Origin of the sequence: Streptomyces sp. PA03-3a (assembly GCF_033792735.1) — a bacterium.
GTDB lineage: Bacteria > Actinomycetota > Actinomycetes > Streptomycetales > Streptomycetaceae > Actinacidiphila.
In genome coordinates, this window is sequence record NZ_JARAVM010000009.1 from 227,577 (window position 1) to 251,480 (window position 23,904).

General features: G+C 74.1%; 29 protein-coding genes and 1 pseudogene. 15 read left to right on the plus strand and 15 right to left on the minus strand.

From position 1 onward, the window contains the following. Positions 1-173: 173 nt before the first annotated feature. Positions 174-845, plus strand: coding sequence for an enoyl-CoA hydratase-related protein (locus tag PV342_RS14055; RefSeq protein WP_361009484.1), 672 nt, complete (start codon positions 174-176; stop codon positions 843-845). A gap of 41 nt (positions 846-886) precedes the next feature. Here the strand turns inward: PV342_RS14055 and PV342_RS14060 are convergent, their stop codons facing one another. Further along, on the minus strand, positions 887-1,615 hold the full coding sequence (locus PV342_RS14060; RefSeq protein ID WP_400807818.1) for an SMI1/KNR4 family protein: 729 nt from the start codon (positions 1,613-1,615) through the stop codon (positions 887-889). A gap of 195 nt (positions 1,616-1,810) precedes the next feature. Between PV342_RS14060 and PV342_RS14065 the strand changes: the two genes are divergently transcribed. Beyond that, positions 1,811-2,413 carry a GNAT family N-acetyltransferase gene (locus PV342_RS14065; RefSeq protein ID WP_500317307.1) on the plus strand — a complete coding sequence of 201 codons (603 nt, stop codon included), beginning with the start codon at positions 1,811-1,813 and terminating at the stop codon, positions 2,411-2,413. A gap of 9 nt (positions 2,414-2,422) precedes the next feature. On the opposite strand, the gene PV342_RS14070 is transcribed toward PV342_RS14065, so the two are convergent. Together PV342_RS14070 and PV342_RS14075 are read right to left on the minus strand one after the other, a co-directional pair. Beyond that, a complete protein-coding gene (locus PV342_RS14070; protein WP_018562566.1) occupies positions 2,423-2,611 on the minus strand; it encodes a DUF4236 domain-containing protein in 189 nt (62 codons plus the stop codon). 254 nt (positions 2,612-2,865) lie between these two features. After that, positions 2,866-4,017 carry a serine hydrolase domain-containing protein gene (locus PV342_RS14075; protein WP_500317309.1) on the minus strand — a complete coding sequence of 384 codons (1,152 nt, stop codon included), beginning with the start codon at positions 4,015-4,017 and terminating at the stop codon, positions 2,866-2,868. Between the two features lie 182 nt (positions 4,018-4,199). Here PV342_RS14075 and PV342_RS14080 point away from each other — a divergent pair, with 182 nt between their 5' ends. Further along, positions 4,200-5,462, plus strand: coding sequence for an NAD(P)/FAD-dependent oxidoreductase (locus PV342_RS14080; RefSeq protein WP_018562568.1), 1,263 nt, complete (start codon positions 4,200-4,202; stop codon positions 5,460-5,462). Positions 5,463-5,493: 31 nt separating this feature from the next. Here the strand turns inward: PV342_RS14080 and PV342_RS14085 are convergent, their stop codons facing one another. From PV342_RS14085 to PV342_RS14095, 3 genes are read right to left on the minus strand one after another with little or no spacing between them, the layout of a single operon-like run. Then, positions 5,494-5,832 (minus strand): TetR family transcriptional regulator C-terminal domain-containing protein, encoded by a 339-nt coding sequence (locus tag PV342_RS14085; RefSeq protein ID WP_400807869.1) that lies wholly within the window; start codon positions 5,830-5,832, stop codon positions 5,494-5,496. Continuing rightward, positions 5,763-5,942: a hypothetical protein gene (locus PV342_RS14090; RefSeq protein ID WP_400807825.1), complete on the minus strand. Its 180-nt coding sequence runs from the start codon at positions 5,940-5,942 to the stop codon at positions 5,763-5,765. The genes PV342_RS14085 and PV342_RS14090 overlap by 70 nt, the downstream gene beginning before the upstream one ends. Next, positions 5,939-6,073: a hypothetical protein gene (locus PV342_RS14095; protein WP_400807828.1), complete on the minus strand. Its 135-nt coding sequence runs from the start codon at positions 6,071-6,073 to the stop codon at positions 5,939-5,941. The genes PV342_RS14090 and PV342_RS14095 overlap by 4 nt, the downstream gene beginning before the upstream one ends. Before the next feature lie 320 nt (positions 6,074-6,393). On the opposite strand from PV342_RS14095, the gene PV342_RS14100 reads away from it, so the two are divergent. The 8 genes and pseudogenes from PV342_RS14100 to PV342_RS14135 all read left to right on the plus strand — a co-directional run bounded on the left by PV342_RS14100 (position 6,394) and on the right by PV342_RS14135 (position 13,569). Then, positions 6,394-6,993: a sulfite oxidase-like oxidoreductase gene (locus PV342_RS14100; RefSeq protein WP_361009470.1), complete on the plus strand. Its 600-nt coding sequence runs from the start codon at positions 6,394-6,396 to the stop codon at positions 6,991-6,993. Then, positions 6,963-7,718, plus strand: a complete 756-nt coding sequence (locus PV342_RS14105) for a ferredoxin reductase (RefSeq protein ID WP_400807833.1) — start codon at positions 6,963-6,965, stop codon at positions 7,716-7,718. The genes PV342_RS14100 and PV342_RS14105 overlap by 31 nt, the downstream gene beginning before the upstream one ends. A 37-nt stretch (positions 7,719-7,755) precedes the next feature. Next, positions 7,756-8,091: a hypothetical protein gene (locus PV342_RS14110; RefSeq protein ID WP_500317312.1), complete on the plus strand. Its 336-nt coding sequence runs from the start codon at positions 7,756-7,758 to the stop codon at positions 8,089-8,091. A gap of 152 nt (positions 8,092-8,243) precedes the next feature. Next, entirely contained in the window at positions 8,244-8,561 is a 318-nt protein-coding gene (locus PV342_RS14115) for a hypothetical protein (RefSeq protein ID WP_400807835.1), read from the plus strand. Positions 8,562-8,833: 272 nt separating this feature from the next. Further along, positions 8,834-10,444, plus strand: coding sequence for a benzoylformate decarboxylase (gene mdlC / locus PV342_RS14120; RefSeq protein ID WP_400807837.1), 1,611 nt, complete (start codon positions 8,834-8,836; stop codon positions 10,442-10,444). 325 nt (positions 10,445-10,769) lie between these two features. Then, positions 10,770-11,221 (plus strand): annotated as a pseudogene (locus PV342_RS14125) (ABC transporter ATP-binding protein); the annotation flags it as partial. Positions 11,222-11,352: 131 nt separating this feature from the next. Next, positions 11,353-12,969 (plus strand): ABC-F family ATP-binding cassette domain-containing protein, encoded by a 1,617-nt coding sequence (locus PV342_RS14130; RefSeq protein ID WP_361014416.1) that lies wholly within the window; start codon positions 11,353-11,355, stop codon positions 12,967-12,969. 87 nt (positions 12,970-13,056) lie between these two features. Then, complete coding sequence (locus PV342_RS14135; RefSeq protein ID WP_400807839.1) at positions 13,057-13,569, plus strand: CGNR zinc finger domain-containing protein; 513 nt, start codon at positions 13,057-13,059, stop codon at positions 13,567-13,569. Between the two features lie 94 nt (positions 13,570-13,663). Here PV342_RS14135 and msrA read toward each other — a convergent pair whose 3' ends face one another. Beyond that, positions 13,664-14,176, minus strand: a complete 513-nt coding sequence (gene msrA / locus PV342_RS14140; RefSeq protein WP_018562577.1) for a peptide-methionine (S)-S-oxide reductase MsrA — start codon at positions 14,174-14,176, stop codon at positions 13,664-13,666. A 1-nt stretch (position 14,177) separates the two neighbouring features. Continuing rightward, positions 14,178-14,645, minus strand: coding sequence for a peptide-methionine (R)-S-oxide reductase MsrB (msrB, locus tag PV342_RS14145; protein ID WP_018562578.1), 468 nt, complete (start codon positions 14,643-14,645; stop codon positions 14,178-14,180). A 153-nt stretch (positions 14,646-14,798) separates the two neighbouring features. Here msrB and PV342_RS14150 point away from each other — a divergent pair, with 153 nt between their 5' ends. Further along, positions 14,799-15,476, plus strand: a complete 678-nt coding sequence (locus PV342_RS14150) for an RNA polymerase sigma factor (protein WP_018562579.1) — start codon at positions 14,799-14,801, stop codon at positions 15,474-15,476. Then, positions 15,473-15,688 carry a hypothetical protein gene (locus PV342_RS14155; protein WP_018562580.1) on the plus strand — a complete coding sequence of 72 codons (216 nt, stop codon included), beginning with the start codon at positions 15,473-15,475 and terminating at the stop codon, positions 15,686-15,688. The genes PV342_RS14150 and PV342_RS14155 overlap by 4 nt, the downstream gene beginning before the upstream one ends. Before the next feature lie 6 nt (positions 15,689-15,694). Here PV342_RS14155 and PV342_RS14160 read toward each other — a convergent pair whose 3' ends face one another. Then, the gene (locus PV342_RS14160; RefSeq protein WP_400807843.1) at positions 15,695-16,624 is read right to left on the minus strand and encodes a pyridoxamine 5'-phosphate oxidase family protein; all 930 of its coding nucleotides are present in this window, start codon (positions 16,622-16,624) and stop codon (positions 15,695-15,697) included. A gap of 83 nt (positions 16,625-16,707) precedes the next feature. Further along, a complete protein-coding gene (locus tag PV342_RS14165; protein ID WP_400807845.1) occupies positions 16,708-17,580 on the minus strand; it encodes an alpha/beta fold hydrolase in 873 nt (290 codons plus the stop codon). 216 nt (positions 17,581-17,796) lie between these two features. Between PV342_RS14165 and PV342_RS14170 the strand changes: the two genes are divergently transcribed. After that, positions 17,797-18,393: a GNAT family N-acetyltransferase gene (locus PV342_RS14170; RefSeq protein WP_361013899.1), complete on the plus strand. Its 597-nt coding sequence runs from the start codon at positions 17,797-17,799 to the stop codon at positions 18,391-18,393. Positions 18,394-18,506: 113 nt separating this feature from the next. Here PV342_RS14170 and PV342_RS14175 read toward each other — a convergent pair whose 3' ends face one another. Further along, positions 18,507-19,157, minus strand: a complete 651-nt coding sequence (locus PV342_RS14175; RefSeq protein ID WP_500317317.1) for an LAETG motif-containing sortase-dependent surface protein — start codon at positions 19,155-19,157, stop codon at positions 18,507-18,509. 166 nt (positions 19,158-19,323) lie between these two features. On the opposite strand from PV342_RS14175, the gene PV342_RS14180 reads away from it, so the two are divergent. Continuing rightward, complete coding sequence (locus tag PV342_RS14180; RefSeq protein WP_500317319.1) at positions 19,324-20,481, plus strand: HEAT repeat domain-containing protein; 1,158 nt, start codon at positions 19,324-19,326, stop codon at positions 20,479-20,481. A gap of 23 nt (positions 20,482-20,504) precedes the next feature. Here the strand turns inward: PV342_RS14180 and PV342_RS14185 are convergent, their stop codons facing one another. From PV342_RS14185 to PV342_RS14200, 4 genes are all read right to left on the minus strand, one after another. Further along, positions 20,505-20,822 (minus strand): hypothetical protein, encoded by a 318-nt coding sequence (locus PV342_RS14185; protein ID WP_386993216.1) that lies wholly within the window; start codon positions 20,820-20,822, stop codon positions 20,505-20,507. Between the two features lie 61 nt (positions 20,823-20,883). After that, positions 20,884-21,693 carry an ABC transporter ATP-binding protein gene (locus PV342_RS14190; RefSeq protein ID WP_018562587.1) on the minus strand — a complete coding sequence of 270 codons (810 nt, stop codon included), beginning with the start codon at positions 21,691-21,693 and terminating at the stop codon, positions 20,884-20,886. Beyond that, positions 21,690-22,793 carry a FecCD family ABC transporter permease gene (locus tag PV342_RS14195; RefSeq protein WP_400807849.1) on the minus strand — a complete coding sequence of 368 codons (1,104 nt, stop codon included), beginning with the start codon at positions 22,791-22,793 and terminating at the stop codon, positions 21,690-21,692. The genes PV342_RS14190 and PV342_RS14195 overlap by 4 nt, the downstream gene beginning before the upstream one ends. 14 nt (positions 22,794-22,807) lie before the next feature. Beyond that, entirely contained in the window at positions 22,808-23,812 is a 1,005-nt protein-coding gene (locus tag PV342_RS14200; RefSeq protein WP_500317322.1) for a FecCD family ABC transporter permease, read from the minus strand. Between the last annotated feature and the right edge of the window lie 92 nt (positions 23,813-23,904).

Consider the following 23,904-nt stretch of genomic DNA (forward strand, 5'->3'; position numbering starts at 1 on the left):
GGCGGACACGACCGGGAGGTGACCCGGGCGTGTCGCGGCGGCGAACACCCCGGCACGCGCGGAGGGGGGACACCAGGCGGTGTTGCTTGTAGCATGGCAGGGCAGTTACCGACCAGTAGGTACGTCGGTGAGGCAGCGGGACCACCCAGGGAGTCTCAATGACGGAGGCAGCCATGCCCACGCTCGATCGCCAGGACGACGTCTTCGTCCTCGACCTCGGGGACAGCGAGAACCGCTTCCACCCCGACTGGCTCGCGTCCGTCGACGCCCTGCTGGACGAGGTGGAGAAGGCGGAGGGGCCGCGGGCCCTGGTCACCGCGGCCACCGGCAAGTTCTGGTCCAACGGGCTCGACCTGGAGTGGCTGTTCGCCCACGCGGACCGGGCCGGCGCGTACGTCACCGGCGTGCAGGCCCTGCTCGCCCGTTTCCTGACCCTGCCGGTGGCCACCGTCGCCGCCCTGCAGGGCCACACCTTCGCCGCGGGCGCGATGCTCTCGCTGGCCCACGACTTCCGCGTGATGCGGGCCGACCGGGGCTACTGGTGCCTGCCCGAGGCGGACATCAACATCCCCTTCACCCCTGGCATGTCGGCCCTCATTCAGGCCCGACTGCACCCGCAGACGGCCCACGAGGCCATGACCACCGCGCGCCGCTACGGCGGCCTCGACGCGCTGGCCGAGCGCATCGTGGACCGCACGGCGGGCGAGGACGAGGTCCGCGAGGCCGCCGTCGCCCTCGCCCGTCCCCTGGCCGGGAAGGCGGGTCCCACCCTCGGCACGATCAAGACCCGCCTGTACGGACCCGCCCTGGAGGCCCTTCGCCAAGAGGACGTGCCCCTCGGCTGACCCGAACGCCAGGGGCGCCGGGGTCGGTCAGCGGGGGTCGGTCAGCGGGGGTCGTTGAGCCAGTCGCCGGGGAGGTCGTCGCGCACCCGGTCGAGCGCCTCCTCGGTGCGGGCCCGCGCCCACAGCCAGGTGCGGTCCTCCTCGCGGAGTATCACGTCGGTCCCGGCGTACCAGCGCGCGCCCGGGTCCTCGCCGGGCGGGTACGCGGGGAACGGCAGCGGGGTGAACCGGCCGCCCAGGGACTCGGACTCGGCCTCGTCGAGGTCGTCGCGGAAGTCGCCGAGCTCGAACGGCGCGTGCAGCGACTCCGACAGGACGATCTCGACGCACGTCCAGGAGAAGCGGTCCAGCCACGCCGACCACCTCTCGGCCTCCTTGTCCGCGAGGTCCGGTTTCATGACGACCGGCGGATCGGCCTTGTGCAGGTCGGTGAGGAGGATGCCCCACGACGCGGCGCCCTGGTTCTCGTACCGGAAGACGAGCGCCTCCTCGCGCGAGTCCACATGCAGCTCGGCCGGCGCGAGCAGCCTGTCGTGATTGCTCGTCAGGTCCGGCCGCCGGCCGAAGAGCCGGTAGGCGTCGCGCAGCACGGCGGGGAGGGTCAGGCCCAGGCGCTCCTCGGCGGCGGCCAGTTCGGGCTCACCGCACCCGTCGCCGTCCTGCAGGGGGGTGAGCCAGTGTCCGGCGAAGCCCCGCACGAACCGCAGCGCCCCGGCCGGGTCCGTCATCCCCGCGGCCAGCTCCCGCCGCACGTCGAAGTCGTCCTTCATGCCGCGCACGCTATCGCGCCGCCGCACGGCGCCCACCTCCTCGGCCGCCGCCGGCCCGCGGACGCGGACCGGCACGCGGTCCCCGACTGCGTTCCGCGTCCGACTCGTCACCCTGGGGTGATGGGGCGCATGGGGCGTGCGGGCGGGAATCCGCGAGTCGGTGCGGTGGCGGGCCCGCCGCATTAGCGTGCGGATATGGCAGTACGCTTCCCCGCTTCGGTCACCATCGACGGCCGGTACGCGCGGCTGGTCCCGCTCTCGCCGCTGCACGTGCCGGCGCTGTTCGCCGCGGCGCGCGCCGACGAAGGGATGTGGCGCTGGCTGTCGACGACACCACCGGGTTCACCGGGCGAGATGGCGTCGCTGGTGGAGCAGCGGCTGGCGCAGGCCGCGGCGGGGGAGTCCTTGGTGTTCGCGGTCGTCCCGCACACCACGGAGCGCCCGTCGGGCTGGGCCGCGTACATCGACGTCTCGGTCGTCGACGAGCGCGTGGACATCGGCTGGAGCTGGCTGGATCCGGCCCTGTGGGGCAGCCCGGTGCACCTGGAGACCCACTTCATGCTGGTGTACTACGCCTTCGAGGACCTGGGCTTCGGCCGCGTCCAGTGGCGCCTGGACGACCTCGACGTGGCGACCCAGGACGCCGTGTCCCGCATCGGCGGCATCCGCGAGGGTGTGCTGCGCCGGCACTTCCGCCGGATCGACGGATCGTGGCGCGACACCGTGTACTACTCGCTGGTCGCCGCGGAGTGGCCGGCCGTGCGGGAGCGCTGGATGGCGGGCTGGATCCTCGAATGACGACGGGCGTCAGTGCCCCTTGCGGGTGCGCCGCCAGGAGAACGGCCCCGGGAGGTCGACGGATTCGGTGCGTTCGCCGCGGGTGTTGACCGTGTGGTGGACGCCCTTGCTGCCCGTGGTGATGGAGAGCGAGCGCTTGTTGACGTTCAGGCGGACGCCGGGCAGGATCCGGAACGACTTGCGGAAGCGAAGAGGCATGTGGTGCTCCTTTCCGAGGGTTCGGTCTGGAGTACGTGTGCCCAGCTGACGGCCTTTCAACGGGTCTCATTCTCCAGTGGATCGCGGACGGCCGCGTCAGGCCGGAGGGCCACCCGCATGCCGCCGCCCGCGCGTCCGGTGTCTTCGGCGCCGCCGTCCCGCCGCGTCGCGCCGCGGCAGCGTCGGCGTACCGCTCTCGGCCGAGCCGGTCTTCCCGCGCCGGCGGAATCCGGGGATGCGCGATCGTGCCGTGCTCAGGTCCCGGCCGCGTAGGCCCAGAAGGCGCGCATCGTGTCCGGCGCGGCCGGGCCGGTCAGTTCGACCTGAGTGAGCAGCACCGACACGGTGCCGGTGGCCGGGGCGATGTGCGCCGCCGTGCCGGTGCCGCCGATCCAGCCGTAGCGTCCCGGTACGTTCCACGGGGCGGTCGCCGCGACGTCCACCGAGCCGCCGAAGCCCCAGCCCTGCCCGTCCAGGAAGATCTCGTTCGCGGCACGCTCGGCGGGCGGCAGGTGGTCGGCGGTCATCAGCCGCACGGACTGCGCCGACAGCAGCCGGCGGCCGCCCGAGGTGCCTCCCGCGAGAAGCATCCGGCCGAAGGCGTACCAGTCGTCGGCGGTCGACACCAGGCCCGCCGCGCCGGACGGGAACGCCGGGGGACTGCTCCACTGCCCGTCCGGCGCGTCCACCAGTTCCAGCCCTCCCCGGGGATCCGGACGGTAGAAGGTGGTGAAACGGCCCAGGTCGGCACGCCGCACGGCGAAACCGGTGTCGGTCATGCCCAGCGGTTCGAAGATCCGTTCGGCCAGGAACTCGGGCAGCGTCCGTCCCGACGCCCGCGCGACCAGCACGCCCTGGATGTCCGAGCACGTGTTGTACAGCCAGGCCTCGCCCGGCTGGTGCAGCAGGGGGATCCCGGCCAGCGTCGCCATCCAGGCGTCCGGCGCCATGACCTGCTGCGGCCGCGGCGGCCCCTGCCTCAGCTCGCCGAACAGCGGGGCGAGCGCGGGCAGGGAGAAGTCCGCGGGAAAGCCGTAACCCGCGCGCGAGGTCAGCAGGTCGAGGACGGTGATCGGCGCCGCGGCCGGCACCACGTCGTCGACCGGGCTCGCCGGGGTGCGGACGACCACGGGCTCGGCCAGTTCGGGCAGCCACGTGGCGACGGGGTCCGACAGGGCGATCAGCCCGTCGTCCACGAGCATCATGACCGCCGCCGCGACCACCGGTTTGGTGATCGAGGCGATGCGGAAGACCGAGTCCCTGGCCATGGGGGCCGGGTCCCCGACCCCCATGGTCCCCACGGCCGCCACCTCGACCCGGTCGCCGCGTGCCACCAGGCCCACCGCTCCGGGCACCGATCCGTCGTCCACGAACGCCTGCAGGACGTCGCGCAGCTGCGGCTCCATCGCTCCACCTTCCCTCGTGTGCCGTCATGGAGAGGACTCCCGCTGCGGCGCCGACTCATCGGTGCGCGGGCGCCGGGCGCCCCGTTCGGCGGTGTGTGGCAAGGGGCGGCCGCGGGCACCCGCGTAGCGTACGGAAGGCCGGCCCGTATCGGGGTGTACACGGAGGAAAGGGCACCGGATCCATGCAGCAGGAGCGCGGTGACCGCTGTGACGTGATCGTGGTGGGGGCGGGCGCCGCAGGCCTGGCGTGCGCCGCGGACCTGGCCGTGGCGGGTCTGGCGGTGCGGGTGCTGGAGGCTTCCGACGCGGTCGGCGGGCGGATGCGCACCGACCGGCACCGCGGCTTCCTCCTCGACCGCGGCTTCCAGGTCTTCAACACCTCCTACCCGCAGGTGAAGCGGCGCCTGGAGCTGGAGCCGCTGCGGCTGCGGCCCTTCACCCCCGGTGTACTGGTGCACACCTCACGCGGGCGGCTGCGCTTCGCCGACCCGACCCGCCCGCCGTACGCGACCGCCGACCTGCTGCCCGGCCGGCTCGCGTCGGGGCGCGACCTGGCGGCGCTGGGGGTCCTCAGCGCCCGTGACATGGTGCTGCCCGCGGGAAGGCTGCGCGCGGGCGCCGACACCACGACGCTCACCGCGCTGGCCGCCGCGGGCATCTCGCCCGAGCTGGTGGAGACCCTGTTTCGGCCGTTCCTGTCCGGGGTCTTCCTGGAGGACGAACTGGAGACCTCCAGCCGCTTCTTCCACTTCGTCTGGCGCAGCATGCTGCGTGGCACCCTCGCCCTGCCCGCGGAGGGGATCGGCGCCGTGCCCGCGCAGCTCGCCGCGCGACTTCCCGAGGGCACGGTCCGCACCGAGGCGCCGGTGCGCGAACTGACCGGTGACGGGGTGCTGCTGGAGGACGGTACGGACCTCGCCGCGCCCGTCGTGGTGGTGGCGACCGGACCGGGGGCGGCCGCACGGCTGCTGCCCGGCCTCACGACTCCGCCCACGCGGACCGTGACGACGTACTACCACGCCCCCGAGCGGTCGCCGCTCGCCGAACCGACGCTGATGGTGGACGAACGACGCCGCTTCCTCAACACCGTGGTCCTCACCGAGGTGCAGCCCGGGCTGTCCCCGGACGGCCGTGCCCTGGTGGCGACGTCCGTGCTCGGCACTCCGGGGCCCGCCGACGAGCCCGCACTGACCGCGGCGCTGTCGGACGTGTACGGCACGGACGCCTCCGCCTGGGAGCCGCTGCACCGCTGCACCGTGCGCGAGGCGCTGCCCGCGATGCCGGCGCCGCACCCGATGACCCGCACCACCCGCGTCTCCCCGGGCCGCCATGTGTGCGGCGACCACCGGGCGACCGGGTCGCTCCAGGGCGCGCTGGCCTCGGGCGCGCGGGCCGCCCGGGAGGTGCTCTCGGACCGCCGCCGGGCGGCGACGCGGCTGCGCTGAGCCGCCGGGACGGCCGGGGCGCCGGGGGCGCTCAGTCGATCGCGGCGTCCACCAGCGCGGTGGCGATGGCGCGGGCGTGGGCGCCCGGGCCGGTCGCGTTCAGCGCGGTGCTGCGCGAGACGGCGCCGTCGTACAGCAGGGCGAGCCGCTCGCCGAGCTCCTCGGGGTCGCGCGCACCGGCCTCCCGCGCGAGGGCGGCCAGCCTGCGGGCGAACTCGGTCCTGTAGGCGGCCACCAGTACGTGGACCGGGTGGCCGGGGTCCGGGACCTCGACCGCGGCGTTCAGGAAGGGGCAGCCGCTCAGCGGCCGTCCATCGTCCGCGGGCGCCAGCCGAAGATCGCCAGGAGCTCCCCCCGCGGGACGGGGCAGGGCTCCCCGGGGACCACCTCGGGCGGGAGCAGGCCGTCCTCGAGACCGCTCCGACAGGCCTGGACGAGGTCGTCCTTGCCCGCGAAGTGCGTGTACAGGGTGCGCTTCACACGTTGGCGACGGTGGCGGGCTGGTCCATCCCGGTCGCGTTGACCCCCTGGGCGATCAACAGCTCCGCCGCCTTGAGGATCCCCTCCCGGGCGCCTCGGCCACTGCGCCGGCCTACGGGGGTCCTTCCCACCGGCACCCGCCACCCCGTCCCCGTTCCGTCCCCTTCGCGGGGACAGGGGTACACGCGCCTGAGCGAGGTCAGCGCCGCACCCCTCGGCGTCCCCCACGAGGCCACCGCCTGCATGCCGGAGCGGCTCCGCGGCGGCGACGCCTCCCTGGTGGTGGAGCCGCGCAGGCCGGTCGCCCGACCTGCCGCGGCGGCGCGGCGCCGGTCACGACGACCGGGGCCGCGCCCCGCGGGCTCCGGTGGACCGGATCCCCCCGGTCCGCGATGCTGGGGTTCCCACCACGGGCGAGCCGGGGCGGCGAGGAGAGGAAGGACGGCGCGGCATGCCCATCATCTCGCGCGGATTCCACGGCCGGCGCCCCACGTCGGGCAACAACCTCCCGCCGGGACAGTACGAGACCTTCGACTTCCCCGTCATGTCCGCCGGCCCCACACCGCGGATCACCCACGAGGACTGGGAGTTCACCGTCACCACCGAGGACGGCACCCGTCACCGGTGGGACTGGACGGAACTGATGGCGCTGCCCGCCGAGACCCCGACCGTCGACCTGCACTGCGTGACCAAGTGGTCCAAGTTCGGCACCAGCTGGCGGGGCGTCTCCCTCGACACGCTGCTCGCCGACGTCGAGACATCCGCCGAGTACGCGCTCGTTCACTCCTACGGCGGCTACACCACCAACCTGCCCCTGGAGGACCTCCTCGACGGGCAGGCGTGGATCGCCCACGAGTACGACGGCGAGGAGCTCGCCCCCGAGCACGGCGGCCCCGCCCGGCTGCTGGTCCCGCACCTGTACCTGTGGAAGTCGGCGAAGTGGGTCCGCGGCATCCAACTGCTCCCGGAGGACGAGCCGGGCTTCTGGGAGAGCGTCGGCTACCACGACTACGGAGACCCATGGCGCGAACAGCGGTACCAAGGCGACTAGGCGACCGCCTGCGCTGGCTGGCCGCCGAACTGGTCGAGCGGCGCGCCGAGTCCGTGGCGGCGCGGACCCTGGTGTTCGACGTGCCCGGCTGGCCAGGTCACCTGCCCGGCCAGCACGTCGACGTCCGGCTCACCGCGGAGGACGGCTACAGCACCCAGCGCAGCTACTCCCTGGCGTCCGCGGCCGACGGCGGCCGGGTCGAGCTGACCGTCCAGCGTGTGGAGGACGGCGAGGTCTCGCCCTACCTGACCGACGGCCTCGCCGTCGGGGACGCCGTCGAGATCCGGGGCCCCGTCGGCGGCTGGTTCGTCTGGCAACCCGAGCAGACCGAACCGGTCCTGCTGGTCGGGGGCGGCTCCGGGATCGTCCCGCTCATGGCGATGGTCCGCGGCCGCGCCGCCGCGGGCAGCCGCGCCCCGTTCCGGCTGCTGTACTCCGTACGCACCCCCGAGGACCGGTTCTACGCGGCCGAACTGGACCGGGGCGCCCCCGGACTCGACACGACACACGTCTACACCCGTTCGGCACCGGACGGGTGGACCCGCCCGGTGGGCCGGCTCCAGGCCCGCGACCTGGCCGAATGGGGCTGGCCCGTGGACTTCGAGCCCACCTGCTACGTGTGCGGCCCCACCGGCTTCGTCGAGACGGCCGCGGGACTGCTGGTGGCCCTGGGCCACTCCCCGGACCGGATCCGCACCGAGCGCTTCGGTCCCAGCGGGGGATGACCCCGCGCCACCTCACGGTAAGGAGACCACCCCGACCATGACCGAGCGCTACGCCGCCCGCCTGATCGAGGTGCCCGACGAGGGCATCCGGCTCCACCCGACGGAGGGCACGGCGCCGCCCGAGCGGCCGACCGAGGTCAACCTGCTCGGCATGGCCGTCGCTCTGGCTCTCGGCGCGGCCGGCTACGAGCACCACCCCGCCCTGCGCGACCCGCGGCTGCAGACCCTGGAGGCGCTGCTCGCCGGCGAGGCGGTGATGCCCTGGCGCCCGCCCGCCGCGCGGGCGGGGACCGCCGCGTACGTGGAATGCGAGCGGTCCGGCTCCGGCGTCTTCACCTGCGCGGTACGGCACCGGCCCGCCGAAGGGGCCTGATCGCCGCCCGCGCACCGGGGTGGTACCCCCGTTCCCAGGTTCACCGGGGCCCGGCCGACCTGCGATGGAGGGCACCAAGCCCGCTGTTCCAAGGGATCGGAGGGTGGTGGTCCGGGACACGGCCGCCACGGAGACCGCGAACGAGGAGAGCAGTGACGATGCTTGCCACCGTCGCCCCCGAGGACCGATGGTTCGTGGGATTGCGGTTCAGTACGGCCCGGGGTGCCGTGCGCAGCCACTACTACGTGGTCGGCGAGGCCGACGACGCCGAGGACGCGGTGCGGGCCGCGATGCACCGCGCCGCCGACGCCCACGAGTGCGCGGCGCGGGAGAACGCCGAGATCGACGGGGTCGAGGTGCGCCGTCTGCGCTGGAACCCGCTGGGCTGGGCCTACCTCACCGCAACCGACGGGGACGCCGGGGCATCGCTGTGCCTCGGGCCCGGCGCGGGGACGGCGGGGAGCGCCTGATCGCCCTGTTCGGCACGGAGCGGCGCGGGCGCGCGGCGCCCGCGGACCGTGCGGCCCCGCCGGGCGGGAGCCGACGAACCGCCTGAGGTGGCCGGGACCGCTCTTCGCGGGCCCGCGCCCCCGTCGGGATGATCGCACCGTGCGTCGTGCCGGATGTGCCGGGCGGGCACGGGGCCGGCGTCTAGCGTCGGGGTGGCGGCGGCCGCCATGCTCCGCGACCGGCGGGTGCCGTCCGTCACGGCGTCCGTCGCGTCCCCTGGGAGCTGCGCACGATGAACGAGCGATCCACCGTCCACTCCGTGACCTACGAACTGCTGCGGTCACTGCGGCTGACAACGGTCTTCGGCAACCCGGGATCCACCGAGGAGACGTTCCTCCAGGAATTCCCCGACGACTTCACCTACGTCCTGGCCCTGCAGGAGGCCTCCGTCATCGCCATGGCGGACGCCTACGCCCAGACCACCCGCCGTCCCGCGCTGGTCAACGTGCACTCCTCGGCCGGGCTCGGGAACAGTGTCGGCAACCTGGTCGCCGCGTACCACGGCCACACCCCGCTGATCGTCACCGCGGGCCAGCAGCACCGCGAACTGGTCATCGGCGAGCCCTACCTGGCCAACCGCGACGCGACGACCCTGCCCAGGCCGTGGGTGAAGTGGTCGTACGAGCCGCTGCGCGCGGAGGACGTGCCGGAGGCCTTCATGCGCGCCTACGCCGCGGCGCTCCAGCCGCCCTCGGGACCGGTGTTCCTGTCGATCCCGCTCGACGACTGGAACCGGCCCCTGAGCGGCCCCGCCGTCCTGCGCGACGTCAGCACGGCGTACGCGCCGGATCCGGCGCGCCTGCGGCACTTCGCCGCGCGCATCACGGCCAGCCGGCGTCCCGCCCTGGTCTTCGGGCCCGAAGTGGACCGGTCGGGGGGCTGGCATGCCGCCGTGGCACTCGCCGAGCGGCTGAACGCCGCGGTCTACAGCCCCCCGCTCGCGGACCGCGCGTCGTTCCGTGAGGACCACCGCCTGTACCGCGGCCCGCTCGGCATGTCCGTGCGGGCCGTCGGGGAACGGCTCGCCGGCCACGACCTGGTGGTGGTCGTGGGGGCCGAGGTCTTCCGGTACTACCCCTACGTACCGGGCGACATCCTGCCGCAGGGGACCGAACTGCTGCACATCACGAGCGACCCGGCGGTCGCCGCTGCCGCCCGCGTCGGCGACAGCCTGCTCGGCGACGCACGGATGGCGATCGAACTCCTCACCGAGGCGGTGGCGGAAGGCGGCGACCGCGAGCTGCCCGAGCCCATGCCGCGCCCCGGGAAGCCGACGCGGACACCGAGCGGACCTCTGACGCCCGCCGAGGTCTACGCCGCCCTCGCCGACGTCCGCCCGGAGCACGCCGTCTTCGTCAACGAGTCCACCTCGACCATGGCGGAGCACGCGCAGTGGCTGCCGGCCGTGGAGCCGGAGTCCTTCTTCGCCACCCCGAGCGGCGGCATCGGCTGGGCCCTGCCGGCGGCGGTCGGAGTCGCCCTCGGGGACCGGGACCGCGGGGTCAGGCGCCCGGTGGTGTGCCTGATCGGGGACGGTTCCTTCCAGTACTCGGTGCAGGGTCTGTGGACCGCGGTGCAGCAGGGGCTGCCCGTCGTGTACGTCGCGATGCGCAACGGCGAGTACTCGATCCTGAAGTCCTTCGCCGATCTGGAGAAGACCCCGGGTGTGCCCGGACTCGACCTGCCGGGGCTGGACATCGTCTCCGTGGCGCGGGGCTTCGGCTGCCAGGCGGCCGAGGTGCAGAGCCCGGCGGAGCTCCGGAAGGAGTTCACGGCGGCTCTGGAGTCGGGCGTCACCTGTGTCATCGTGGTGACCACCCGGCCGCAGAGGATCACCCTCTGAGCGCGGGAGGGGAAGGCCCCGACGGACCTGGGACTGCGCGGCCGCGTGCGCCTGGTCACCGGTGGCGGGCGGGGACACGGTCGGGCCGCGGCGGAGGCGCCTGCCGGGTCGGCTGGTAGGGTGACGCGGATCTCCGAACCGGGAACCAAGGGAGTCCGAACGTGGCGGGTGACGACGACATCTCCGGGTGATACCGGGTGTCCTCGGCCATGGGCGGGCGCGCACGACGCGCCGATGCCGTGGCCGTTTCGTCATGCCTTCCCACACTCCCCTTCCCGCGCGGCGGCCCCATGGCCGCGTGCGGTGACCTCCCGAGGGCCCACCCATGTCCGACGCGCATGTCATCTGTGCCCACCCGTCCTTCCCCCGGCCTGACGCCACCCCCGTCCTCGAGGACCTGTCCTCCACCGTCGGCGGCGTCCGCACCGGTCCCGTCGCGCCGAACGGCGCCGGCGAGAGCACCCTCCTCACGCTGATCGCGGGGGAGTACGGGCTCCGCGGCGGCACCGTCACCGTCGACGGGACGCTCGGCCGTCCCCCGCAGAGCCCGCCGGCGACCGGTGACCTCGCCGTGGCCGAGGCCACGGGGCTCGCCGGCGCCGTCCGCGCGATCGACGCGGTCGAGTCGGGGGACACCGCCGAGGAGCACATCGCGACCGTCGGCGACGACGGGGACATCGGGAACGCACCCGCGCCGAACCGGACCGGCTCGGCCTCGGCGACCTCGGGCCGCCCGACGAACCCACCGACGACCTGGACATCGACGCGCGCCGCCGGCCGCACCTGTCCGACGGGCGGCTGACGCAGACCGGCGCCTTCCCGGTGTGACCCGCGCCCGTCCCCTCAGCCCTTCCGCCCCGGCCGCCGTCACGGCGGCCATGGCCCCGACCCCTTTTGTGGTGATCCCCGTGACCCAGCCCGCCCTGTCCGCCCATGACCTCGTCCGCACCTTCGGCGGCCGACGCGTGCTCGACGGCTTCTCCCTCACCGCCGCCCCCGGGCACCGCATCGGTCTCGTAGGCGAGAACGGCGCCGGCAAGTCGACCCTGCTCGAAGTGCTCGCCGGAGTGGCCGAGCCCGACGCCGGAACCGTGATCCGCCCTCCCGACCTCGGCTTCCTGCGCCAGGAACTTCCCTTCCCCGGCAGCGCGACGGTCGGCGACGTCCTCGACGACGCCCTGCGCGAGGCGCGCGGGCTCCTGGCCGAGCTCGACCGCCTGGCCGCCGCCCTCGCCGGGACCCCGCAGGACGCGCCCGGCCACGGCGAACTGCTCGACGCGTACGCGGGAGCGCTCGACGCCGCACAGGCCCAGGAGGCCTGGGACGCCGACCGTCGCGCGGACATCGTGCTGGCCGGCCTCGGCCTCGGGGACGTCCCGCGAGACCGCGTGCTGTCGCGGCTGTCGGGCGGCCGGCGCGGCCGGCTGGCGCTCGCCGCGCTCCTGGTGCGACGGCCCACCGCCCTGCTGCTCGACGAGCCGACCAACCACCTGGACGACGCCGCCGCGGCCTTCGTGGAGGAGCAACTGCGGGGCCTGCCGGGTGCCGTGGTGGTCGCGAGCCACGACCGGGCCTTCCTCGACGCCGTCTGCACCGACGTGATCGACCTCGACCCGGCGGCGGACGGCCCGACCCGCCACGGCGGCAACTACAGCGCCTACCTGAAGGAGAAGCACGCCGAACGGGCCCGCTGGCAGCGGCGCTTCGACGCCGAGCAGGAGGAACTCGCCGAGCTGCGCCGGTCGGTGGACGCCACCGCCCACCGGGTCGCACACGACCGGCCCAAGCGCGACAACGAGAAGATGGGGTACGGCCACTCCGGCGGACGCGTGCAGCAGCAGATCTCCCGGCGTGTGCGCAGCGCCGCCCGCAGGCTGGGGGAGCTGGAGCGCGAACAGGTCGCCCGGCCGCCGGAGCCGCTGCGGTTGCGCGCCGCCGCACTCGCCGCCCGGTCCGCCGAGGGTGTCCTGCTGGCGCTGCGCGACGTCCATGTGCCCGGAAGGCTGACCCTGGACCGCCTCGACGTGCCGGCGGCCGACCGGCTGCTGGTCACCGGGGTGAACGGGGCGGGGAAGTCGACCCTCCTGGCCGTGCTCGCCGGGCACCTGACGGCGGCGGGCAGGGTACGCCGCAGGGAAGGCCTGACCGTCGGCCTGCTCGCCCAGGACACGGCCTTCGAGCGGCCGCACCGGACCGCGCGGGAGACCTACGCCGCGGCACTCGGCGCCGAGCGCGCGGAGGCGGTCCCGCTGGCCGACCTCGGGCTGCTCGGCACCCCCGAGCTGGACCGGCCGGTCGGGCGGCTGTCCGTGGGGCAGCGGCGCCGGCTGGCCCTGGCCCTGCTGGTGGCCGACCCGCCCGAGCTGCTGCTGCTCGACGAGCCCACCAACCACCTCTCGCCGCGGCTCGCGGACGAACTGGAGGAGGCGCTCGGCCCGGGACCGGGCGCGATCGTCGTGGCCAGCCATGACCGGCGGCTCCGGTCCCGGTGGAGCGGCCGTGAGCTGCGGCTGGAGGCCTTGTGAGCCCGCCGGGGCGCTGCCGTGCCCGCACCCGGAGGTGTAACCTTCAAACGACCGATGAAGGGTTACCCGGGACGGGAGGCGCCGAGCATGACGGCCGAGACGGCGGACGACGACTACCTGCTGGAACTGCTCAACACGACCCCGGTCGCCGACGGGACCCAGGTGGACGAACTGGCCGACCCGGCCGCCGGCCGCCGCTGGCTGCGCGCCCACGGCGGCACCGGGACGGCACAGGAGTTGCGCCACCTCCTGGCGGCGCGTGACGCGCTGCAGCGCGTCACGCGTGGGGACGGGGCGCCCGCCGAGCTCCAGAAACTGCTCACCGGGGTCGCCCGGGTGCCGCGGGTGTCCGCGCACGGCGTCGACTGGGTGCTGGAGGCCCCCGCCGAGCGCATGCCGGCCGTCCGGGCCGTCACGGCCTGGGGCGCGCTGCAGGAAGCCAGGCCCGGACGCCTGCGGCCCTGCGCCAACGACGAGTGCCGGCTGTTCCTGCTCGACCGCAGCAAGGCCAACACCGCCCGCTGGTGCTCCATGGCGGCCTGCGGCAACCGCATGAAGGCCCGGCGCCACCACCGGCGCGCCCGGGCCGCCGCCGACTGACGTACGACGGCGGCCCGGGGCCGCACAGGGCCCCGGGCCGCCGAGGGCCGCCGCGCCGCCCGAGCCCGTCACCAGGGCGGCGCGACGGGGTCCGTCAGCCCTTCGTACGGGCGGGCAGCCGCCAGTTCGGCCGCGGGAAGTGGCAGGTGTACCCCTCGGGGTAGCGCTCCAGGTAGTCCTGGTGCTCCGGCTCGGCCTCCCAGAAGGGCCCGACGGGCTCGACCTCGGTGACCACCTTGCCGGGCCACAGGTCCGAGGCGTCGACGTCGGCGATGGTGTCCTCCGCGACGCGCTTCTGCTCGTCGTCCACGTAGTAGATCGCCGAGCGATAGCTCATGCCGATGTCGTTGCCCTGGCGGTTCCGCGTCGACGGGTCGTGGATCTGGAAGAAGAACTCCAGCAGCGCCCGGTAGTCCGTCTTCTCGGGGTCGAAGAGGATCTCGATCGCCTCGGCGTGGGTGCCGTGGTTGCGGTAGGTGGCGTTGGGCACGTCGCCGCCCGTGTAGCCGACGCGGGTCCCCACGACTCCGGGCTGCTTGCGGATCAGGTCCTGCATGCCCCAGAAGCAGCCGCCCGCGAGTACGGCCCTCTGTGTCTGTCCTGCCATGTCAATCCTCCGAATCGGTCCTGTCACCATTGTCGAACAACCCGAGGTAGGCCCCGTAACCTTCCCGCTCCAGGTCATCGGCGTGGATGAAGCGCAGCGAGGCGGAATTGATGCAGTACCGCAGGCCGCCGGTCTGCCGGGGGCCGTCGGGGAAGACGTGCCCCAGGTGGCTGTCGCCCACCGCCGAGCGCACCTCGGTGGCCAGCAGCCCGTAGCCCGGGTCCGGCCGCTCCACGACGGTGCTCCGGTCCAGCGGCCGGGTGAAGCTCGGCCAGCCGCTGTGGCTGTCGTACTTGTCGACCGAGGCGAACAGCGGCTCTCCGGAGACCACGTCCACGTAGATCCCGGGTTCCTTGTTGTCCAGGTAGGCGCCCGTGAAGGGGCGCTCGGTGCCGTTCTCCTGTGTCACGCGGTACTGCTCCGGTGACAGTCGCGAGACGGCCTCCGGGTTCCTGCGGTAGCCGGTCACGGTCCCTCCTTGCTCGCGGCTCTCTCTTTTCCGTACGCCCATTGGTGGCGGACAACGACCGGGTCTTACCTCCCGGGAGCGGCCGGTTCTCGCGGGGGCGCGGCGGGCGCCGCCGTGGAGGTGGGGGCGGGCGGCCGCGTCTAGGATCGCTGCATGGATTCCGCACAGAACGACGGCCCGGCCGGCGACGGGGGCCGGGGCGGCCGGTCGATGGACGCGGAGTCCGCGCAGTGGGTGCGGGCGCTGTCGGCCGGCGGCGACGAGCACGAGGAGGCGACCGGCCGGCTGCACGCCCTGCTGCTGCGGATCGCGTACGCGGAGCTGAACCGGCGCGGGTCGCGGCACGGCATCAGCGGGCCGGAACTGGACGACATCGCCCACCAGGCCGCGGCCGACGCCCTGCTGTCGATCACCCGGAAGATCGGCGAATTCCGCGGCGACAGCCGCTTCACGACCTGGGCGTACAAGTTCGTCATGCACGAGGTGTCGAGCAAGCTCGGCCGTCACTTCTGGCGGACGGCCGGTGTGCAGCTCGACCCCGAGGCGTGGGAGCGGCTCCCCGACCGGCTCGGCGCCGATCCCGTGCGGCAGAGCGAGGCCCGGGAGCTGGTCGCCGCGCTGCGCGAGGCCGTGGACGAGGAGCTCACCGAGCGCCAGCGCCGGGTGTTCACCGCGCTCGCCGTGAACGGCGTGGACGCCGACACGCTCGCGGCGGAGCTCGGCACGAACCGCAACGCGCTCTACAAGACGATGTTCGACGCGCGGCGTAAGCTCCGCGCCCGGCTCGCAGCCAATGGACATCTGCCCCTGACGACAGCGAGGCGCTCATGAACGAATGGCAGGGTCTTGACGACCTCCTGCGCAGCGATCCCCTGGACCCCGGCTGCGACGCGGCGCTCGACCTGATGGACGTCTACCTGGAGCTGTTCCTGGCGGACGCGGCACCGGAGCGGCGCTACCCCGGTGTCGCGGTCCACCTGCGCGGCTGCCCGGCCTGCGAGGAGGACTTCCGCGGACTGCTGGCGGCGGTGACCGGCCGCTGACGGCGGTCAGGCGGTGAGCGGCGGGTTGAGCCGGTAGGGGAGGACGGCGTCCGCCCGCACCGGGACCCGCCCGGTGGCCACGTGCCGCGGGGTGAAGCGGACCCGGCGGCCCGTGCCGCCGTCGTCGCCCGGAACCCCGGGCGACGTCCAGTCGACGGCCGCGGTCCCGGACAGCTGCAGCGTCGTCCCCGTGGCGAAGTCCACGAAGAGCAGGGCCGCGGCGGGGTCGCTCGCCAGGTTGCCGAGGCTGTTGAACATGTTGTTGCCGGGATAGTCCGGCCACCACAGGCCGCCGTCGTCCGTCACCCGGACGAATCCCGGCGGGCCGCCCCGGTGGGAGACGTCCGCGCCGCGTTCGGGGTGGGCGGTGCCGAGGAAGAAGGTGTCGGCCCGGCCCACCATGGCCGCCTGCGCCGCGTCGAGCCGGTCGGCGGGCCGCGCTCCGGCGGCGGGGGCGTCCCCGCCGCCCGGGCCGCCCTCCGGTGCGGGGCCGAGCAGGCGCTGCTGGATGTACTGGGGGCAGTTCCCGTACGCCTGGTCGACGGCGAGTTCAAAGCCGGCGTCGTCGGCAGCGGCGAGGGTGCCGTTGAGGCGCAGCCGGCGGCGGCTCGCGAGGTCGATCACGATCAGGGCCGCGGCCCCGCCGGACGGCAGCCCGGCGAGCGGGTCGCCCGCCCGCGGACGGGTCCCGACCCGTACGGCGTCACCCTGGGTGGAGAGGAAGCCGGGGGCTCCCGTGAGCGGGGAGACCCACAGGCGCCCGTCCTCGTCACGTGCCCCCAGTACGGCGAGGTCGCGGTCGGCGAGGAAGAGGGACACTCCGCCGCCGAGATGCGGCGGGTCGAGCATGCCCCGCAGCCGGGCGGCCTGCTGAGCGACGCCTGCACGTCGCTGGACGGCGAGTTCTCCCTCGTGGAAGCCGGTGTGGCGGGTCATGGCCCTCGCAATCGTCGTTCGGCGGTGGATGATGCGGGATGCGGGATGCGGGATGCGGGAGGCGGGATGCGGGATGCGGTGGCTCAGCGCGCCAGTCCCGCCCGGTCGAGGAAGCCCAGGATCAGCTCCGCGACGGGCTCGACATGGGTCTCCAGGAGGAAGTGGCCCCCGTCGAGGAGGTGCACCTCCGACCGCTGCGCGTCCTTGGCGAAGGCCCGGGCGCCGTCGGGCCCGAAGATGGGGTCGTGCTCGCCCCAGACCGCCAGCACGGGAACAGCGTGGGTGCGCAGGTACTCGTGCAGGCGCGGGTAGAGCGGGATGTTGGTGGCGTAGTCGCGGAAGAGCGTGAGCTGCACCAGGTCGTTGCCGGGCCGGGAGACCAGCTGGAAGTCGTGGTGCCAGGTGTCGGGGGAGACGCTGGTCTCGTCCGCCACTCCCGTGACGTACTGCCACTTGATGCCCTCGAGGCTCAGCGCCACGCGGACGCCCGCCTCGGTCTCGGGGGTCTGCTCGCGCTGGTAGGCGCGGACGTCGTCCCAGAACTCCTCGACGAGTCCCGCCTCGTAGCCATTGCCGTTCTGGGTGACGATCGCGGTGACGGCGCCGGGGTCGTCCAGCGCGAGGCGCCAGCCGATCGGCGCTCCGTAGTCCTGGACGTAGAGCGCGTACCGCGTGACGCCCAGCCCGTCGAGCAGGCCCTTGGTGAGTCCGGCCAGGGCGTCGAAGGAGTACGCGAACTCGTCGGCGGCGGGGGCGTCGGAGAACCCGAAGCCGAGGTGGTCGGGCGCGATGACGCGGTAGTGGCCGGCGAGCCTCGGGATCAGCTCGCGGAACATGAACGAGCTGGTCGGGAAGCCGTGGAGGAGCACGATGACGGGGGCGTCGGCCGGGCCCGCCTCCCGGTAGAAGAGCCGGTGACCCTGGACCTCGGCGTAGCGGTGGTGCACGGTGGCCATGCCTAACCCCTTCGATTCGCTTAGATGGTTACATGGAAACAGGATCGAGGTAACCTGTCAAGCGAGTGATGGGGGTTAGCGGGGGTGGGTGGGCGCTCGTCCGGCCCGGGGCGGGAAGCGACGGCGCCCTCCTGGTGTTGTGCATGCTCACAGGGGACTTCGGGTGCCCGCCGGACGTACGGCCGGCGGAGCCCGCGACAGGGACGGAAGACGCAGATGACTGGTACGGCCACGGCACAGCGCGCGAAGGGCAACGAGGAAACCCGGATCGTCACCCCCCGGCTCGTCCTGAGGCCGTGGCGTACCGACGACGCGGAAGCGGCGCTGGCCGTCTACGGTACGGACGACGTGACGCGCTGGCTGGCGCCGGCGATGACCCGGCAGCCCGACGTCGCGTCCATGCGGGAACTGCTGCGCTCCTGGCAGGAGGGCGGCGGCGCCCTGGAACGGCCGGCCGGACGCTGGGCGATCGAACTGCGCGAGAGCGGCGAACTCGTCGGAGGAGCCGCCGTCCTGCCGCTCCCGCCGTACGGCGTCGACCTCGAGATCGGCTGGCAGCTCGCCCACCCGTTCTGGGGCCGGGGCCTGGCCGCCGAGGCCGGACGCGCGCTGGCGGGTCACGCCTTCGCGTCGGGCGTGGACGAACTCTTCGCCGTGGTCCGCCCGCGGAACGACCGCGGCGCGGCCACCGCCCGCAGCGTCGGCATGGAATGGGTCGGGGAGACCGAGAAGTACTACGACCTGCGGCTGCAGGTGTACCGGCTGCGCAAGGGGGAGTTCGAGGCCTCCACCGCGCCGGGGCCCGTGGCCTGACGCCGGAGTCGCGCGGCGGGTCGCGAAAAGCCGGGTGCCGGACCGTACGGAGCACGGTCCGGCACCCTTGTGTCATGCACGGCGAGTCACCGCGCCGCCGTCAGCGACCTGGGTCAGTGACGGGCTGCGGCGCGACGCTTGCGGTTCGCGAACAGCAGGCCGCCGCCGGCGAGCAGCGCGACGGCCGCACCGCCCGCGAGCAGCGGGGTGGAGCTGGAGGCACCGGTCTCGGCGAGGTCGCCGGCCGGGGACTCGTCGGTGGAGGGGGTCGAGGGCGCGGCGGAGGGGGCCGTGCTGGCCTCCTCGCTGGGCGTCTCGCTGGGCTTCGGAGACTCGGTGGTCTTCGTCTCCGTCGGGGTGGGCGTGGGGGTGGGCGTGGTCTCGTCCGAGCCCTCGCACACCGGGGCGGTCTTGTCGCCCTCGAACGAGTAGCCCTTGTTGCCCAGCTTGTCGTCGCCGGCCACCACGCTGAGGTGGAGCTTCACCTCAGCGGTGTGCGGCGGGAGGTCAATGGTCTGCTTGAACGACGTACCGAAAGTGGTGGTCGGGAGCAGTTCCTTGCCGTCCGCAGTAAGGGTCACGGTGTTCTCGACGTCACCCTTGTAGGCCTGCAGATTGAACTCCACCTGGGAGCAATCCACGGTCCAGGTACGCGTGTGGGCGGACGCCGGGGTGGCGCACAGGCCGAGACCGATGATGCCGGTCGCGGCCGCCGCTATCAGGGTGCCGGGGCGGGACCAGGCACGGCGGGGGGATGCGGTCACAAGTTCTCCAGGCTGTTGCTAAATCCGATGCCAATGGCAGCCGCAATCTACTCCCTCTCTTCACACCGCTCACTGCCACCCCACAGCTAACGTGGAAACACGGGGAAAGGGCAGGATTCGCCTGATGTGCGCGGCCGTTGTCAGACGCCTGCGCCAGACTGCCGCCATGTCCGCGAACGACGCCACCGCCGCAATGCCCGAACCCGCCGCCCTGTTGGCGGCGACCGACTGGTCCGCACTCGCGCACGCCTACGGGCCCGCCGACGGCACCCCGGACGATCTGCTCGGTCTCCTGCATCAGGACCCAGAGGTGCAGGCCGAGTCGCTCGGCCGGCTGGAGATGTCCGTCCTGCACCAGGGGTCGTTGTACTCCGCCACCGCGCCGGCGGCGCTGTTCGTCGCCTGCATTCTGAACGACCCCCGCACCCTCGCGGTCCACGAGAGCTTCTTCCCCTGGGACGACCGGGCCCGGCCGCTGCGTGCCGCGCTCCTGGAATGGCTGGGCGAACTCGCCGACTCCGCGGCGTACGAGGACGACGAGGAGGACGAGGACGGTGCCGGTGACGACGCGTGGGCCGAGGAGATTGCGGCGATCGAGGCGTGCCGTGCCGTCCGGCCGCAGCTGTTCGACGCGGTCGCGCCCTGGCTGGACGACGCGGACGCCACCGTCAGGGAGGCGGCCCTCAGCGCGGTGACACATCTGCTCCGGGCACCCGAACTCGCCGACCGCATACCGGCCGCGGCCGGGCGCCTGGAGCGGATCGCCAGGGGCGACGGCGACCGCCGCGAACGGGCCGGCGCCCTCCTGTCGCTGGGGGCCTGGGGCCGTGACACCGGTGGTCTCCTGACGGACTCCGACCCGGCGGTACGCGCCTGCGCCGCCCTGGGTACCAGCGCCCCCGGCGCCGTGCCGGCCCTGCTCGACGCGCTCGCCGACCCCGCGGCCGCCGACCAGTGGTTCGACGAGCCGCTGCCCCACTTCGACGGCTGGTTCCGCTTCACGCTGCTGCGCGGACTGCTCGACCGGGCCCGGCACTTCGACGAGGTCCTGCCGGCCGCCCTGTCACTGGTCCCGATGTGCGGCCAGTACACCGTCGACAGCGATTGGGGCCCGCTCCTCGCCTCCGCCTTCCCCGAGCCGTACACGTCCGGCCGCCCGCTGACGGCCGCCCAGCACGCCTTCCTGCGGGCCCTGGCCGAGCGTGACGCCTGCTGGGGCGACGTCGCCAACCGTGTCTCCTGGCTGCGGTCCGCGGGACTGCCCACGGAGCGCGCCCCGCTGCGCGCCCTCCTCGCCGCGGGGGCGGCGACGCCGTCGCCCTGATGCTCGCCTGACGGCGTGCCGCCTCAGCCCCCGTCGAGGGGCAGGGACGCCACGAACTCCGCCAGACCGGCCGCCCGCGGCGGCGCCTCGCGGGGGAGGAAGCGACGGTAGTGGTCGGCGACCAGGCGGCGCAGCGCCGCCTCGTCCGGTGCGGCGCCCGTGAGTTCGAGGGTGACCCGGTGGGGTTCGCCCGTCATGCGCAGGGGGCGGGCCCGCGCGTCGAATCCGCGGGTGTACTCGCCCGGCTCCTCCCAGTAGGCCTCCGCGTGGGCCGCGTTCGCGAGGACGTACATGTGGAGGTCGTCGTCGAAGAGGATCACGGGGCCGGCCGGTGAGGTCACCCCTGCAGTATGGCGGAGAGCCCTGCCGCGCTCCCGCCGTGCCGGGTGACGCGGGAGCGCGTCAGTCGGCCGCCGCGGGCTGCCAGGGGACTCCGGGGACGACGAGGGGGCTGCCCGTGACCGGGTCGGGGACGATGACGGAGGTGAGGCCGAAGACCTCGTGGACCAGGTCCGCCGTGACGATGTCCCGGGGCGGGCCCTGGGCGACGACGCGGCCGGCCTTCATAGCGATGAGGTGGTCGGCGTAGCGGGCGGCCTGGTTGAGGTCGTGGAGCACGGCGACGACCGTGCGCCCGCGCCCGTGGTTGAGGCGGCGGACCAGGTCCAGCACCTCAACCTGGTGGGCGATGTCGAGGTAGGTGGTCGGCTCGTCCAGCAGCAGCAGATCGGTCTCCTGCGCGAGGGCCATGGCGATCCACACCCGCTGGCGCTGCCCGCCGGACAGCTCGTCGACCGGCCGGTCCGCGAGGTCGGCGGTGCCGGTGTGCTCCAGGGCCTCGGCGACGGCGCGTTCGTCGGCCTCGGACCACTGCTGCCACCACTTCTGGTGGGGCTGGCGCCCGCGCGCCACGAGGTCGGCGACGGTGATGCCGTCCGGCGGCGTGGGGCTCTGCGGCAGCACGCCGACCGTGCGGGCGATCTGCCGGCCGGGGATGCGGGCGAGTTCGGTGCCGTCCAGCAGGACCGTGCCGGAGCGCGGCTTGAGCAGCCGGCCCAGCGCGCGCAGCAGCGTGGACTTGCCGCAGGCGTTGGGGCCGACGATGACGGTGACGCGGCCGTCCGGGATCTCCAGGTCCAGGCCGTCGACGACGGTGCGGTCCTCGTAGGCCAAGGTCAGTGCCCGGGCGGTGAGTCGGCTGGTACGGCTCATGGGGTGGTGCCTCCGGAACGGCTGCGGGTGCGGGCGATCAGCCACATCAGGTACGGGGCGCCCACCGCTGCGGTGAGGACGCCGACGGGGAGTTCGACGGGGGAGAACAGGCGCCGGGCCAGCAGGTCCGCGACGACGACCACGAGCGCGCCCGTCAGCGCCGAGGACAGCAGCGGGATCTGCGCGGTACGCGTCAGCCGACGGGCGATCTGCGGGGCGAGGAGGGCGACGAAGTCGACCGGTCCGGTCGCACCCGTCGCCACGGACGCCAGGACGATGCCGAGCGCGGTCAGTCCGAGCCGCACCCGGTCCAGCCGGATGCCGAGGGCCAGGGCGGTGTCGTCGTCGAGGGAGGCCCCGCGCTGGGCCCTGGCCGCCCACAGTGCCGCGGGGACCGCCAGCAGGAGCACCGTCGCCAGGGGAGCGGCCTGGTCGTAGCCGCGGCTGTTGAGCGAGCCCGTCAGCCAGACCTTGGCCTGCTGGGCGACGAGGAAGTCGCCCTTGGTGAGGAAGAGTTGGGTCAGCGAGCCCAGGGCCACCGAGACGCCGATCCCGACGAGGACGAAGCGCGAGGCGTGGAGCCCGCGGCGCCAGGCGAACACGTAGACCAGCAGCGCCGCCGCGAGCCCGCCAGCGATCGACACGTACGGCAGCGCCGTGTACGAGACGAGGCCGAAGCTCATCGCGGCGACCGTCGCGGCGCCCGCGCCGTGGGTGACGCCGATGACGTCGGGGCTGGCCAGCGGGTTGCGCGCGACGGTCTGCACCAGCGCCCCGGCGACGCCGAAGGCGAGCCCGGCGAGCAGGCCCACGACCAGCCGCGGCAGCCGCAGTGTGCCGACGACGAGCTGGTCGGGGCTGGGCCGGCCGAGGAGGACGTTGACGACCTCCACCGGGGAGACGAAGGACTCGCCGACGCAGAGGTAGACCACGACGGCCGCCGCCAGCAGCACGGCGAGCACGACGGCGATGAGAACGGCCCTGCGGTGGACGAGGAAGCTGCCGCGCCCGCGGCGCAGGACGGTGTGCCCCGCGGGGCGCACCCACCGGCCGGCGGAGGCCGGCGAGGCGGCCCGCGCCATGGTGTTCGTGCGGCTCATGCGGCTCGTGCGGCTCATGCGGCGACCACCGTCCGGCGCCGTACCAGCGCGATGAGGAAGGGCACGCCGAGCAGGGCGGTCATGACGGCCACCGGCACCTCCGAGGGTGGGAAGACGACACGGCCGAGCACGTCGGAGGCGAGGATCATCACCGGTCCCAGGAGGGCGGCCACCGGGAGCACCCAGCGGTGCGCGGCGCCGACCAAGGCCCGGGCGATGTGCGGAACGGCCAGGCCCGTGAAGGCGATCGGGCCCACGGCCGCGACGGCGGCGCCGGTCAGCACGGTCGCCCCCACCGCGCCCAGGACGCGCAGCAGCGCCACGTTGTGGCCGAGGCCCTTGGCCGCGTCGTCGCCGAGCGCGAGCGCGTCCAGTCCCCGGGCCAGCACCGCGGCCAGGAGCAGTCCGGCGGCCACGAACGGCCAGATCTGGCCGATGACGTCGCTGCCGCGGCCGCTGATCGAGCCGACCTGCCAGAACCGGAACTCGTCCAGGGCGTGGGCGTCGGTGGTGACGATCCCGGAGACCACGGAGGCGAGGAAGGCGTTCATCGCGGCGCCCGCGAGCGCCAGTTTCACGGGGGAGGCCCCGCGGTAACCGCCCGCGGCGACGGCGTAGACGGCGACGGCGGCGACCGCGGCGCCCACAAAGGCGAACCAGACGTACCCGGTGAGGGTGTGCACGCCGAGGAACGCGATCGCGCACACCACCCCGACGGAGGCGCCCTGGCTGACGCCCAGGATGCCGGGTTCGGCGATGGGGTTGCGGGTGATGCCCTGCATCACGGTCCCGGCCACGGCGAGGGCCGCGCCGGCCAGCACGCCGATGACGGTGCGCGGTACGCGCAGCGCCCGCACCACCTGGGCGTCGTCACTGGTGCCGCCGTGCAGCAGGGCCTGGACCACCTCGCCGGGGGCGATCTGACGGCTGCCGACGGCCAGGCTCAGCAGGACGGCGATCAGCAGCATCGCCGCGCACCCCACCAGCCAGGCGATACGGCGACGGGTCGGTCGCGCCATGCGCCGAGCTCACTCTCTCTTTCCGGTTCGGGTGTCGTACGGGCGCCGGGCGCCGGCGGGCACGAAGGCCCGCCGGCGCCCGGCGCACGGCT

Excerpts from the sequence above, each read along its gene's own strand:
- PV342_RS14055 (WP_361009484.1), top strand. The coding sequence starts at position 174 with ATGCCCACGCTCGATCGCCAGGACGACGTCTTCGTCCTCGACCTCGGG.
- PV342_RS14060 (WP_400807818.1), bottom strand. The coding sequence starts at position 1,615 with ATGAAGGACGACTTCGACGTGCGGCGGGAGCTGGCCGCGGGGATGACG.
- PV342_RS14065 (WP_500317307.1), top strand. The coding sequence starts at position 1,811 with ATGGCAGTACGCTTCCCCGCTTCGGTCACCATCGACGGCCGGTACGCG.
- PV342_RS14070 (WP_018562566.1), bottom strand. The coding sequence starts at position 2,611 with ATGCCTCTTCGCTTCCGCAAGTCGTTCCGGATCCTGCCCGGCGTCCGC.
- PV342_RS14075 (WP_500317309.1), bottom strand. The coding sequence starts at position 4,017 with ATGGAGCCGCAGCTGCGCGACGTCCTGCAGGCGTTCGTGGACGACGGA.
- PV342_RS14080 (WP_018562568.1), top strand. The coding sequence starts at position 4,200 with ATGCAGCAGGAGCGCGGTGACCGCTGTGACGTGATCGTGGTGGGGGCG.
- PV342_RS14100 (WP_361009470.1), top strand. The coding sequence starts at position 6,394 with ATGCCCATCATCTCGCGCGGATTCCACGGCCGGCGCCCCACGTCGGGC.
- PV342_RS14105 (WP_400807833.1), top strand. The coding sequence starts at position 6,963 with ATGGCGCGAACAGCGGTACCAAGGCGACTAGGCGACCGCCTGCGCTGG.
- PV342_RS14110 (WP_500317312.1), top strand. The coding sequence starts at position 7,756 with ATGACCGAGCGCTACGCCGCCCGCCTGATCGAGGTGCCCGACGAGGGC.
- mdlC (WP_400807837.1), top strand. The coding sequence starts at position 8,834 with ATGAACGAGCGATCCACCGTCCACTCCGTGACCTACGAACTGCTGCGG.
- PV342_RS14135 (WP_400807839.1), top strand. The coding sequence starts at position 13,057 with ATGACGGCCGAGACGGCGGACGACGACTACCTGCTGGAACTGCTCAAC.
- msrA (WP_018562577.1), bottom strand. The coding sequence starts at position 14,176 with ATGGCAGGACAGACACAGAGGGCCGTACTCGCGGGCGGCTGCTTCTGG.
- PV342_RS14150 (WP_018562579.1), top strand. The coding sequence starts at position 14,799 with ATGGATTCCGCACAGAACGACGGCCCGGCCGGCGACGGGGGCCGGGGC.
- PV342_RS14155 (WP_018562580.1), top strand. The coding sequence starts at position 15,473 with ATGAACGAATGGCAGGGTCTTGACGACCTCCTGCGCAGCGATCCCCTG.
- PV342_RS14160 (WP_400807843.1), bottom strand. The coding sequence starts at position 16,624 with ATGACCCGCCACACCGGCTTCCACGAGGGAGAACTCGCCGTCCAGCGA.
- PV342_RS14165 (WP_400807845.1), bottom strand. The coding sequence starts at position 17,580 with ATGGCCACCGTGCACCACCGCTACGCCGAGGTCCAGGGTCACCGGCTC.
- PV342_RS14170 (WP_361013899.1), top strand. The coding sequence starts at position 17,797 with ATGACTGGTACGGCCACGGCACAGCGCGCGAAGGGCAACGAGGAAACC.
- PV342_RS14180 (WP_500317319.1), top strand. The coding sequence starts at position 19,324 with ATGTCCGCGAACGACGCCACCGCCGCAATGCCCGAACCCGCCGCCCTG.
- PV342_RS14190 (WP_018562587.1), bottom strand. The coding sequence starts at position 21,693 with ATGAGCCGTACCAGCCGACTCACCGCCCGGGCACTGACCTTGGCCTAC.
- PV342_RS14195 (WP_400807849.1), bottom strand. The coding sequence starts at position 22,793 with ATGAGCCGCACGAACACCATGGCGCGGGCCGCCTCGCCGGCCTCCGCC.
- PV342_RS14200 (WP_500317322.1), bottom strand. The coding sequence starts at position 23,812 with ATGGCGCGACCGACCCGTCGCCGTATCGCCTGGCTGGTGGGGTGCGCG.